We start from the raw sequence: 13,202 nt of genomic DNA, 5'->3' as shown, positions 1-13,202 counted from the left end.
CGGAATAGGTTATGTCCGTCCAACCAATTGGCTCATCGTGTGCAATCCGGTTTCGGTTTGGCCCATTCGAGCTGAATGTATCCGAGCGCTCTCTGAGCAAGGCGGGCCAGATCCTTCCACTGGGCGGCAGAGCCTACGACATTCTGATAGCTCTGCTCGAAAATGCCGGTGAGGTCGTCCCCAAGTCCGAACTGATCGCCAGGGTATGGCCTGACGTAACCGTCGAGGAAGGCAGTCTTCGTGTCCATCTATCGGCGTTGCGCAAGACACTGGGCGATGGTCAATTTGGTGACAAGTACATCGCGAATATCCAGGGCCGTGGGTATAGATTCATTGCGCCGGTCACGCCACTTCCCGCAGCCCTCGACAGCGGTAACGCATCTTCGGGATTGTCCAGCTTGCCGCCGGCATTGGGCCGCATGGTTGGCCGCAGCAAGGTCGTCCTTGAGATTCAGCGTTTGCTCCAGACTGACCAGCGCCTCACGACTATTTTGGGCGCCGGCGGCATAGGCAAGACCACGGTTGCCCTGTCGGTTGGGCACGCGGCGCTTGCTGATTTCTCCGGGGCGGTATTCTTTGTCGATCTTTCAACGGTGACCGACAACGAGCAAGTCATCGGTGCTGTCGCTTCCGCGGTCGGGCTCGTCCCGCAGCCAGCCGATCCGAAGGAGGCGCTGCTCAATTTCCTGAGCGCTCGCAAGGCGCTTATCGTTCTCGATAGCTGCGAACATCTCATCGAGAGATCCGCGGAGATAGTCGACTATATTGTCCGGAATACCCCGGCCGTCTACATACTCGCGACCAGCAGGGAAACCTTGCGCGTTCCTGGCGAACGCGTATTTCGTCTTTGTCCACTGGACTGCCCGCCGGAGCAGCCGCAGCCGACTGCGTCAGAGGTGCTTGCTTATCCGGCCGCACGGTTGTTCGCCGAACGCGTCAGTGCTCGCCGCGGCAGCTTTTCGCTTAGTGACGACGAAGCTCCTATGGTTGCCGAGATTTGCCGCAAGCTTGACGGCATTGCGCTCGCTATCGAACTCGCCGCCGGAAGGGCCGCTGTCTTCGGCGTCGGGAATACCGTGGCAAGGTTGGGTTCGCGCATCGATCTCCTGAAGTTCGGTCGCCGGACGGCGAATCCTCGGCATCAGACGCTCAAGGCGACGCTGGACTGGAGCCACGATCACCTGTCCGAGGCCGAACGGATTGTGCTGCGACGAGTCGCAATCTTTATCGGGCCCTTTTCATTGGAAGCGGCGTGTACGGTTGCAGAGCAGGAGGGTACTGACCGGTCCGAGATCGAGGGAACGATCGCAAACCTTGTCAACAAATCGCTCATCGTGGCGTGGCCCAGCTATCGACAGATGCTTTATCGATTGCTCGACACGACACGCTCCTATGCCCTGGAGAAACTCGCTGCGAGCGGCGAACACAATTCCATGGCGGCGCGCCACGCGATCCATTTGAGCCGGTCATTGGAGGACAGCCGCGACAATCTTTTCGACCTGGAGTCCGGACGGCCTCCGGGGAGCGCGATACAGCACTATCTGGGAGACGTCCGAGCCGCGCTTGAATGGAGCTTTGGCCCCCGTGGAAACGGCAGCGCGGCCATACGACTGGCGGCGGCGGCCTCGCGTCTGTTTCTGGCCAAGTCGCTTTTCGTGGAGTGCCGGGACTGGATGGAGAAGGCGATCAATCGGATAGCTGCGGACTGCGACCCGCGCGACCAGATGGAGGTCCACGCTTCGCTTGCCTTGTCGCTGATGTTTACCGCCGGGAACAGTGAGAGGGTTCGCGATGCCTTCAATACGGCGTTGGCATTCGCAGAGCGGCACGACGATGCCTACCAGCAACTGCGTCTTCTCAGCGGGCTGTCGATGTATCTTCATCGTACGATCGACGCGGCGGGCAGCCTTGAAGTTGCGCGACGCGCGGAGTCGATCGCGAACAAGACCGGAAATCCGGAAGATGCGGCGCTTGCGGATTCGATGCTGGGGGCCGCCTATTATATCCTTGCGGACCACGTCCGCGCGCCAAAATACCTCGAACGGGCTCTGCACAGGTCGCCGGCGTCCCGACGGTTCAACGCAACTCAATATCTGTTCGATCTGCGAACCACCTCGCTGTTCAACCTGACCCGGTCACATTGGTTTGCTGGCAATCTCGATAGGGCGGCGGATTATGCCGAAAGAACCATCGAGGAGGCTGAGAGATCGGATCATCCGGTCGCTCTGTGTCGAGCTCTCATGCTGACGATGCCTTTCTATTTCTGGATTGACGATTTGGGGCAGGTCGAACCGAACCTCTCCGCGCTCGAGCTGACTGCGGAGAAGTATTCGCTGGAGCCATTCCGGGCTGTCGCCACAGGACTTAGGGGGCGCTATCTGGTCCGTGTCGGCCAGACGGAAGATGGCATGCGTCATCTGCGAGACGGCCTGGAAAAACTGCGGATCCTGCGATACGAAATGCTTGTAACGGATTTCGTCTCCGAGTTGGCGCTCGGCCTGGCGAAACAGAACGAGCGCGCGGAAGCGCTGGCTCTCATTGACGGTTCGATCGCCACGCAGCTCGGATCGAACAGGCCTCTTCACCTTCCGGCGCTGTTGCTGGCGAAAGGCGCGGCCTTTGTGTGCCGAGAGCCTCAACAGCTTGGTCTGGCCGCGGAGTGTTTCGGGGAAGCGATGACCCTGGCCGGGCAACAATCGGCGCTTTCGTTCGAGCTGCGGGCGGGATTGGAGCTTGCGCGGATTTGGATTGATCGGGGTCAAACCCGAAAGGCCCACGATCTCATCGAAGCCATCTACGGCCGGTTTACCGAGGGCTTCGAAACGCCGGATCTCATGTCGGCGAGGCTGGTCCTCGAGCGGACCCGCGTTCGTGCGCGACAAGCCGGATGACGGGGCGAAGCTTCACCGCGTGGTGACAATGCCGAGGGTCTGCGCGCGTGACACGGCCTGCGCGCGCTTCTCCACACCCAGCTTGGTGAAAACGCTCTTGAGATGCGACTTCACCGTCTCGGGGCCGATATCAAGGCTTCGGGCGATTTCCTTGTTGGACAATCCATCCGCGATCCGCGTGAGAATATCGGTCTCGCGACGGCTCAATGCGCTGAGAATCCGTGCGCTTGAGTCCGTAGCCGAGCGATCCTGTCGTGCTCGCTGCAGACCCGCCGCGAGACGATCGACGTAGGGGATCAGATCCGCCTTGAGGTTTCCTCCCTCCCGTGTCGCCCGGAGAAGCTCTGAAATGGCTGGCCCCTCGTCGAGGACGGTCTGATAGAGACCGGCCGCCGCACACGCGGCAAGCACGCGACTAAACCGGCTCACCGCCTCCGCGGCCTTGCCCGCGCTGAGCTGAACTGTCGACTGACGAATCGCAATGCAGATCAGGAACTGACGGTGCTCCATCGCTTCGGCTTCGTGCTGCAATTGTTGAAGGATTGAAGCGGCCTCGTCCGATTGAGCCTGCAGGCCCAGCAAATGAGCGCGGGCCAGTTTGTGGTACCATCCGATCTCCGACCAGGCGCCAGGCCTCGGTGCCGGGTATTTCCGTGCAAGGCGTTCCAGGCGATCGACGCATGCGGCGGCTTCATCCAACCGGCCGTCGTTCAGGTAGAGCCGCGCCTGCTCCGCGATCACGCCGGCCGAGAGTCGTCCCCAATCCCGCGCGACGCCGAGATTTTCAGCTCGTTCCAACAGAGTGCGGGCCCGCTCGAAGTTCATCCGTGCAGCGGCGACCCGGGAGATCACGAAATAAGTGCTCCACACGCAGTCGAGCATTGTCCCCGAGTTAATCAGCGGGAGGCGATCGATGACCCAGGCTTCCGCCTCATCGAGCAGGCCTTGCTCGTACTTGATTCGCGCGATCAGACTTGCTGGCAAGGCCGCTGCAATCGAATTCGGCCCGACATCCTGCTCGGCGACCCGGAAGCCCTCGCGGTAGTGCTTATCTGCCGCCGCGAGGCGTATCTGCCGCTCTTCTGTAAGCCCGTTGAGGCAGTGTCGATACACCGAGGCAAATACGTTCCTGCGATCCTCCTCGACCGAATAGGGAATCCATGGCGTCGCATGGAATTGCTTGAGGCTGCCCGCCTTCATGTGGCTGAAGCGAACGACGTTTGATGCTACGTTCGCGGTCCAGGGATCGGATGAACGGTCGACGCAATCCTGTGCCAGAGGCAGCGCGCTTTCGCTGTCATCCTTCAGCGCGATGGCAACGGAGCGGATCGCCTGGCATTCACACAGCAGGTTGCCATCAGGCAGAGGCATTGCGGCGATGTCGCCTTCGATGTCGGTTGCAAGCTTCAGGGCCTCGTCAAAGCGAAGCGCAAGCGCCAATCCCCATCCGATCGCCAATCGGACCTCGCACTGACCTCGCATGAGTTCGTCGGGAAACTGGCGTTGCCACTCCAGCAAGGTGAAGAGATCGCCTCTCTTGATCAAGGACATCGCGCAATTTTTGATCCAGCCGATCGCGCGGTCAGGAGCGCCGGCCGCGATCGCGTGCTGGACCGCTTCAGTCCATAATTCGTGGGAGGCATACCAAAGAGCCGCACGCCCGTGCAGTTCGGGAACTTCAATGCCACGGTCCGCCTCGAGCCGCTGTCGCAGATATTCGGCAAGCAGCGTGTGATAGCGAAACCAAACGCCGTCGTTGTCGAGCGGCGTGAGTAGCATCTGGCGCTGGGCAAGCGATGCCAGGATGGTGCGGCTCGCGCCCAAACCCGTTACGGCCTCGCAGAGGGCGCCGGAGAGCCGGTCGAGAACGGCCGTTCGCAGCATGAAGTCGACCAGTTCGACCGGGAGCCCATCCAGCATCTCGGTCAGGTAGGCGGCAATTGGACGCTGCGAGCCCGAGAGATTGTGGACATATTCCTTCAGGCCGGATCCAGACTGCGAAGGCATGGATGAAATGATCCGCAACGCGGCCGGCCAGCCTTCGGTCTTGCGCTGCAAGAGTTGCACGTCGGGGAATTCCAGCACTCCGGGTTTGGTGCCGTCCAGAAACGCCTGTGTCTCCAGCATGTCGAACCGCAGGGCTTCGGCATCGATCTCGATCAGCTGGTTCTGGGCTCGCAAGGTCGCGAGCGGCAGGGGAGGTTCGGTACGCGTCGTCAGCACCACGTGACAGTGGGACGGTGCGTGCTTCAAAAAATACGCGACGGTCTGATGGATGCGAGAAGCGCTGACCCAGTGATAGTCCTCGAGAAACAGGTAAACGTCGTCCTCCATCTCCGCCAGATCGTTGATCAGGCTCGACAGGATCGCCGTTGGGTCGATCAAATTGTTCTCGAGGATCAGCCCGATCGCGCCGGCGCCGACGTCCGGGCAGGCGTGATGCAGGGCCTGGGAAACGTAAAACAGAAACCGCGTGGCCTCGTCGTCGTCCGGATCGATCGTCAGCCACGCAACGGCATTGCCGTCTTGCTCGAGCGTCTCGGCCCAGGTGGCTGCCAATGAGCTCTTGCCGAAGCCCGCCGGCGCCTTGATGACACCCAGTCGCTTGGCCGGGAGGTCCGACAAGATCGCGAGCAGTCGGGGGCGCGCGACCAGCCCGCCGAATCGTGCCGGCAGGATCTTGGTCGCGAGAAATGGCAGCTGTCCTCCGCCGGGCGACGGACCCGTTCCATGAGTCGGATGGCTGGAGTGCGGCTGGATCAAAGGCTCCCCCTAACCACGTCAGTCCTCCCCCCATTCGGGGGATGCAAACCATGGTGAAATTGTACGATCTCTGTCAGCGAGAGGGAAGCGCCGGGCATTGTCAGTTGTATGCAGGCCGCATGCCGGTCGCTGCGTGCTGATCCCTGAAAGTCCACGCTAGGAGCCGGAAGCCAGCCGATGTCTATCGAGAACGCACGCTTGGGTTTCGCGCGGACCACTGAACATCCGGGAAAAGCACCCCAAGCCGGTGCCAAGAGCCATGGCTGACGATGAGCCTCGCGGAAATCTGCTATTCGGCCCCTTTGAGCTTTCGAGCAAAGAAAGGGCGCTGTGGCGCGACGGCGTGGCGCTGCCCCTCGGCAGCAGGGCCCTCGACATCCTGATCTACCTTGCCGAGCGTCCTGGCAAGGTGATCACAAAGCAGGAATTGATCGATCACGTCTGGCCGGACGTGACGGTCGAAGAGGGGAGCATCCGGGTCCACGTGGCCGCGATTCGCAAGGCGCTTGGTGACGGCCAATTCGGCAACCGCTACATCGCAAACATCAAGGGACGGGGCTACTCGTTCGTCGGCGCATTGGCCTCCCTTGGGGGCGCCACGGAAAGCAGGACCGCCAGGTCCTGGCGGCAAGGCAGGCTTCCGGTGCGACCGATCATGATGATCGGACGCGAGACGTTCGTCACCGAGCTCGGCGACAGGCTTCGAAATGACCGGTTCGTGACACTGCTCGGCCCCGGCGGCATCGGCAAGACAACCATCGCTCTGGCCGTCGGCCGCGTCGTCGCCCAGGCGATCGGCGGCGAGATCTATTTTGTCGATCTGGAAAGCCTCACCGATCCGCACCATGTTGCTGCGGCCGTTGCGACCTCCCTGGGGTTCTCACTCAAATCGAAAGATCCCGGCCCGGAGCTGGTCGACCTCATCCGGTCGCGGAAGCTCCTCATCATACTCGACAGCTGCGAGCATGTGATCGAGGCGGTCGCGTCGCTTGCCGAACAACTCTACCAGCAAACGGAACAGATTCATCTTCTGACCACGAGCCGGGAATTGCTGAAAGTTGAGGGTGAGCATTGCTGCCGGGTTCCTCCTCTCGATTTTCCGCCAGACGACTCGGAGCAGACGGCAAATGCAATTCTGCGGTATCCGGCGGTGCAGCTGTTCGTACGGCGCGTGGCCACGCGAGCGGGTCGCATCGTTCTCACCGACAAGGAGGCGCCATTCGTCGCGGACATATGCCGAAAGCTGGATGGGATACCACTCGCGATCGAGTTGGCCGCGGGTCAGGTCGCCTCCCTTGGCCTTGAGAACACGGTTGACCTCCTGGTGTCCCGGCTGGAATTGCTGAGACTGAGCCATCGGACGGCAGTCGCCAGGCATCGGACGCTCAAGGCGACGCTGGATTGGAGCTACGATCTACTGTCTGACGCAGAGAGGATCGTGTTTCGACGCTTAGCTCCCTTCGTTGGACGTTTCACCCTCGATGGCGCGCGGTCTGTCGCCGGTGAACCCGGTGCGGGAGTCGAGGACATTTTCGACGCCGTCGCAGGGCTGGTCGAGAAGTCGTTGATAGCAACCCGGATTGATGTCGTGCAGGCGCAATATCGGCTGCCCAACACGACCCGGGCATACGCACTGGCAAAACTGGAGGAGCATGACGAAGTCGATATGGTCTTCGGCCGGCATGCGGAATACCTCGCCGGACATCTCGAAACGCTGAGGGAGGCTCTATCGAGCCTGCCAGGCGCAGAGAGAGCTGCGGCCTATTCCGACCAATTGAGCAACGTCCGTGCGGCCCTCGAATGGAGCTTTGGGCCGTGCGGCGATGCCGCGACGGCAACGAGACTGGCCGCCGCCGCCACGCAGGTGTTTCTGGAGCTGTCGCTGCTGATCGAATGCCAGGCATGGGCCGAACGCGCGATGGCGGGCCTGGGAAATCCGCATCAATACTCCCGCCGCGCCTTGGAGATCTCTGCAACGATCCCGCTGGCCTTGATGCATACGGAAGGCAACGATCAACGCGTCCGGACCGCTTTCGCAAACGCGCTGGATATTGCAATCGAACAGGGCGATCTCGCCCACGAGCTGCGGGTTCTAAGCGGACTTTTCATGTATTCGCACTGGACCATGGACATCCGGGGTGCGAGCGAGATCGCCACCCGGAGCAAGAAACTGGCTTTGGGAACGGGGAGTCACGACGACATGGCGCTGGCGGAAGCAATGCTGGCGGCTTCCGAACATCTGTCGGGAAATCACCTCGCCACACAACTGCATTGCGAAGCGGGTCTCCGGCACCTGGCGTCCCGACCGCGCTCTCGAACCGAACCATATCTCTTTCATTATACGAGCTTCCTGCTCGTCGGCATGGCACGTTCTCTCCTGTACCGGGGCTTGCTCGACCAATCGCTGGACTATGCAAGGCGCGCCAGAGCGGAAGCCAAGAGGTCGGGCAACCCCGCCACGTTGTGCCGGTCCCTGGCTTTGGTCCTTCCCGTGTTTCTGGCCATGGCGGATCTGAGCCAATCGGACCAGTACATTGGTGAGCTGAGTGAGCTCTCTGTCGCGCATTCCCTGATGCCTTATCGCGCCATAGCGACGGGCTTGAAGGGGCGATGGTTGCTTCTTCAAGACAATCGCATCGAAGCGATACAATTGCTGAAGCGAGCCCTGGAAGAGCTTCACGTCCAGCGCCACGAGATGCTGAACATGGATTTTACCTGCGATCTGGCCGCGGCGCTTATGGACCTCGGTGAGCATGAGCAGGCGCTGACCCTCACGGTGAATGCGATCGAGCAACAGCAGCGTGCCGGAAAATTGTTGCACATGTCTGCCTTGTTCAGGATGAAAGGGCTCATCCTGGCGTCTCGATCTGCGGAGGATCGCTTCGACGCCGAAGAAAGCCTGCTGTCGGCAATCGACTGGGCCAAACGCCAGTTCGCCACCCTGTTCGAATTGACGGCCGCGACGGACCTGGCCGGGCTGTTGCTGAAACAGGATCGCTTGCCGGAAGCTCACGAATATCTCAGCGCGAGTCTTGATCGCGTGCCGGCCGGGATATCATTTCCTGCCCGCAACCGCGCGGTGCAAATGCTCGGCCAACTCCGATCCGCAGCCGAGGACGTCGGTTGAAAGGTGCGCCATCCGAAGCCGTGCGCCGTCTGCGCAGTTGGGTTCAAGTCCTCGCATTTTGATCCAAGCCCTGACAGCACAGTTGGGCGCACGCTGTGGCAGGAACGGTCATAGCCACGGTTGAATGTCATGGGCAAGCTGGTCGCGGATATCATTGTGGAGACCTTGCAGAGCGCAGGCGTCAAGCATTGTTACGGCGTCGTCGGCGACACCCTCAATCTGATCGCCCGCTCGCTCGAAAAAAGCGAGATCGAGTGGATATCGATGAGACACGAGGAGGCGGGGGCGTTCGCCGCGCAGGCGGAGGCGCAGGTCGCAGATCGCCTGACCGCTGTTGCCGGCAGTTGTGGTCCCGGAAGCTTGCATTTCATCAACGGGATATTCGAAGCCAATCGCAACCGTGCACCCGTCATCCTGATCGCAAGTCAGATCATTCGCGACGAACTTGGCTTCGAATTCATCCAGGAGGTCGACTTCAAGCAGGTCTACCGAGACTGTAGCGTCTTCTGCGATATGATCCATACCCCGGAACAGGCGCGCCGGAAAACGGTGATCGCCTGCCAAACGGCTCTGACGAAACGCGGTGTTGCTGTCTTGATCGTACCGGCGGATATCTCCGCCTCGGTCGTGGATGATAACATCCCCTATGCGGTGCACGTCGCCAGACCCGTCACGCGACCGAGCGATGCGGATATCAACGAGATCGCGGATATCCTCAACAGCAGCGAAAATGTTGTCGTGTATGGCGGATCGGGCTGTAAAGGAGCCCATCAGGAAATTCTCGCGGTCGCCGACAGGCTGAAGGCGCCGATCGCGCATACGTCGCGCGCAAAGGACTTCCTCGAGTTTGACAATCCCTACAACATTGGAATGACCGGGATGCTCGGCAACGAGGCCGGGTATCATGCCCTGTTGGATTGTGATGCGTTGTTGATGCTGGGCGCCGACTTTGCCTGGCGGCAATTCTACCCGGACAAGGCAAAGATCGTGCAGGTCGATATCGACCCGACCCATCTGGGGCGACGGCATCCGATCACGAAGGGTGTCGTCGGCGATGTGAAGGCGACGTTGGAGGCCTTGCTGCCGAAGCTCGCCGGGCGCACCGACGCCTCATTCCGAGGCGCATATCTCCAGCGCTATGCGAAATATCGGGAAACAGAGCGGGCCAAGGTCGCTGCCGGTCACGATGGCAATATTCCCGGAAGCTATCTGACACAGGTGATCAGCCGCCATGCGGCGAAGGATGCGTTGTTCACGGCCGACGACGGCACCCCGGCCGCCTGGGCCTATCGCCACATCGAGGCAAACGGCCAGCGCCGTATTTTCGCAAGCCTGCTTCATGGAACGATGGCCAATGGCATGCCGTCGTCCATTGGGCTCCAAAAGGCAGAACCCGGCCGGCAGGTCGTGTGCATGGCCGGCGACGGTGGAATCTCGATGCTGTTCGGAGATCTGATGACGATCGTCCAACAGGAGTTGCCCGTCAAGATCGCCGTCTACGACAACGGCAAGCTTGGCTTCGTGGAGATCGAGCAAAAGGCCGAGGGCATGCTCGATACCTTCACGAAGCTGAAGAACCCGAATTTTGCAGGCGTTGCGCGCGCGCTGGGTCTCTGGGGCCAGACCGTTTCGAACGCGAGCGAATTGGAGACCGCGGTCAAGGACTGGCTGGCGCAACCGGGACCCGCGCTTCTGCACGTGCATGTCAACCCGATGCAGCTCGTCATGCCGCCATTCATGCAGGTCGAACCTGCAATCGGGATGGCGCTCTATTCCGCCCGCGCCGTCCTGCACGGTCGCGGAGGCGACGTCTGGGAGATGGTGAAGGAAAATTTCCTCTAGTCGGGTCGTCCCTCCAGCGGGGGCATGGCATGCCGTGCTGCGCGAGAGTGGCCAAGCATTGCTGTGATGGGTAGATCGAGATTGGCGAAACTGCCGGAGCCATCGGCTCTGCCCATGGCAAGGTACTTTGCCGTTGTCGGCGGCGCACTCGCTGCTCTTCTGCTGATAATTGGCTGGTCTCTGCCGAAGCTGCCGGACAGATTTCCTGATCGGGCAAATGGTATCGACGCAGCCACCATCCGGATCTCATCCGCGCGCAAATGGCCGGAAAAGGTCGTCCTGGATACCAGCCAGCCGGCAATGCCGCCATCGTCCCTCGAGGCGATACCGATCCAGGAATTGGCCGAGCAGCTGCCTGATGAGAGGACTGATCAAATGCACGCTGATTCCTCAGCTGACTTCGTGGCGGAATCGAAGCCCCTGGCGCGGCCGATCATTGCCGAGCATCCGCTTATGCGCGGCAAGCGTAAGAGAGCTCGGGCCGGTTCATCTGCCCATGTGGCGAGAACCCGTAGTCCCAACGAGCTCCAGGGATTGAGTGCGGAGTGCTGCTGGTTCGAGCCGATGGACAGGCGGGTACGATCGAGGCCTGCCTCGCGCAGTCGCGTGGCGCGTCGCGACTCATGGACAGGCTGGCATTTCCCGGAGGCAAATTGAAAGTTGGAGCTGCTCTGCCAGCCTCGTCCTTGTTCTGCCGACCTCACATCCAACATGCGCATGATTGTCCAATACGAGCAGTCATGGGGTCGCTACGCTGACGGCGACTATGTCGCAATGCTTGGGGGCGGGCTCTAGACGCCGTATCCGGGCGCTGTGCAGGCAAATCGTCGATGGAAGAGATGGGCAAGGCTTCGGTGCGTTGACGATGAAGATTCTCGCTACGCTGCCGACGAAAGGCCGGGATCTCCGGCTGGACCTGTTCCGAGGTGTGGCAAATTGGGGAATCTTCCTCGACCATATCCCCAACAACATCGTGAACTGGGTCACAACGCGCAACTACGGTTTCAGCGATGCTGCGGATCTCTTCATATTCATTTCCGGCTACACCGTTGCCTTCGTCTTCGCGCGGATGATGCTCGAACGCGGGTTTGTCATTGGCGCGACGAGGCTTCTGAAGCGCGTCTGGCAGATCTACGTCGCCCACGTCTTCCTCTTCGTGCTCTATCTCGCCGAAATCGGATATGTCGCGCAGCGCTCCGGCAACTCTGGTTTCACCGATGACTTCAACATCCGGGGCTTCCTGGCAAATCCGGCGCAGTTCCTGTTCGAAGGGCTGATATTGCGCTTCAAGCCGGTGAACATGGATGTGCTGCCGCTTTACATCGTGCTGATGGGCGTATTCCCGCCGATACTCTGGCTGATGCTGCGCAGACCCAACATGACGCTGACTGCTTCGGCGTTGCTCTATGTCATGGCCAGGCGCTTCGGATGGAACCTCTCGGCCTATCCAACTGGCCTCTGGTATTTCAATCCATTCGCGTGGCAATTTCTGTTCACATTCGGAGCCTGGTTCGCGCTTGGCGGATCGGCACAGGCGATGCCGTTCATCCGGTCGCGTACCGCGTTGGTGCTCGGCATCAGCTATCTTCTGTTCGCTCTGGTGATGACAATGGCGGCCCGGTTTGACGAACTGCGCGAACTGATTCCGCCTGAGGTCTACGGCGCCTTCAATCCGAACGACAAGACCAATCTTGCGCCTTATCGCCTGCTGCACTTCGTCGTGTTCGCGTTCTTCGTCGTTCGTCTGCTGCCACGCGATTGGCCGGGGCTGGAATGGGCGATCTTTCGGCCCGCGATCAAATGTGGTCAGCAGTCGCTCGAAGTCTTTTGCTCCGGCATATTCCTGTCCTTTGCTGCACATGTCGCGCTGGTTGAGGTCTCCGGCGCGATCTGGATGCAGATCGTCGTCAGCATTGTCGGCATCCTGATGATGACCGTGCTGGCGTACTACCGCTCCTGGTCGAAGCGCGTCGACAAGGCGCCGAAGGCCAAGCCGGCTGTTGTAGCGGCGGGTTGAGCGTCGCGCGGGGAGGAGTTCGGAAACACGATCTGCGATGAAGCGCTCACGATTTCATGGATTGATCCAGACCGCGCTTCTCTCGCCATTTCGGGCCCGGCCCCCGTATGTAGTGAGCTTCGGGGCAGTATCTATAAGCTCACGTTGAATACACATATTCCGGTCGCGCCTAGTCAGCTCTGACGGATTTTCGTTGCGGGATCGACGGCGGCGTCTTTGGGCGACCCAAGGTTTGCCGGATGGATGAACTTTGGCACGACGCATTTGCTGTCGTCGCGAAGATAGCGCGCGACCCTGCCAGGGCGACAGCCGACCGCCCGGTGATCGGCGACCATGCGCCGCTGTTTTGGTCTAGCCATGACCGCGCCCAATTCGACCCCGATCACGTGGCTTGGACAGGCTCCGGCCCAGGCGAGCGGCTCTTATGCCGACGCCGGACGCTCGCAACCAACAACGCGCATCGGCAAGCAAGGGTAACCCTCGTCAATTTGCGATGAGTGATTTGCATAACGTCAACGGAAGTGCAGCCGACCGCAGGAAAGGTGAGACGAATAATCCAGGA

Annotated in this window: 6 protein-coding genes; 5 read left to right on the top strand and 1 reads right to left on the bottom strand. The window is 60.7% G+C overall.

Annotation, left to right across the window (positions count from 1 at the left end; genetic code table 11):
• The first annotated feature begins 11 nt into the window (after positions 1 to 11).
• Positions 12 to 2,891: an ATP-binding protein gene (locus tag ACVJ5M_RS31265; RefSeq protein ID WP_063984092.1), complete on the top strand. Its 2,880-nt coding sequence runs from the start codon at positions 12 to 14 to the stop codon at positions 2,889 to 2,891.
• A 12-nt stretch (positions 2,892 to 2,903) separates the two neighbouring features.
• Here ACVJ5M_RS31265 and ACVJ5M_RS31260 read toward each other — a convergent pair whose 3' ends face one another.
• Positions 2,904 to 5,654: a LuxR C-terminal-related transcriptional regulator gene (locus ACVJ5M_RS31260; RefSeq protein WP_084795189.1), complete on the bottom strand. Its 2,751-nt coding sequence runs from the start codon at positions 5,652 to 5,654 to the stop codon at positions 2,904 to 2,906.
• 259 nt (positions 5,655 to 5,913) lie between these two features.
• On the opposite strand from ACVJ5M_RS31260, the gene ACVJ5M_RS31255 reads away from it, so the two are divergent.
• The 4 genes from ACVJ5M_RS31255 to ACVJ5M_RS31240 all read left to right on the top strand — a co-directional run bounded on the left by ACVJ5M_RS31255 (position 5,914) and on the right by ACVJ5M_RS31240 (position 12,640).
• On the top strand, positions 5,914 to 8,781 hold the full coding sequence (locus ACVJ5M_RS31255) for an ATP-binding protein (protein ID WP_354100317.1): 2,868 nt from the start codon (positions 5,914 to 5,916) through the stop codon (positions 8,779 to 8,781).
• A 129-nt stretch (positions 8,782 to 8,910) separates the two neighbouring features.
• Positions 8,911 to 10,623 (top strand): thiamine pyrophosphate-dependent enzyme, encoded by a 1,713-nt coding sequence (locus ACVJ5M_RS31250; protein ID WP_063984090.1) that lies wholly within the window; start codon positions 8,911 to 8,913, stop codon positions 10,621 to 10,623.
• 114 nt (positions 10,624 to 10,737) lie between these two features.
• Entirely contained in the window at positions 10,738 to 11,280 is a 543-nt protein-coding gene (locus ACVJ5M_RS31245; protein WP_063984089.1) for a hypothetical protein, read from the top strand.
• A gap of 208 nt (positions 11,281 to 11,488) precedes the next feature.
• On the top strand, positions 11,489 to 12,640 hold the full coding sequence (locus ACVJ5M_RS31240; RefSeq protein WP_063986471.1) for an OpgC domain-containing protein: 1,152 nt from the start codon (positions 11,489 to 11,491) through the stop codon (positions 12,638 to 12,640).
• Positions 12,641 to 13,202 lie beyond the last annotated feature (562 nt).

The organism is Bradyrhizobium sp. S3.7.6 (assembly GCF_054061875.1).
This window is presented reverse-complemented; position numbering and strand designations above follow the sequence as displayed.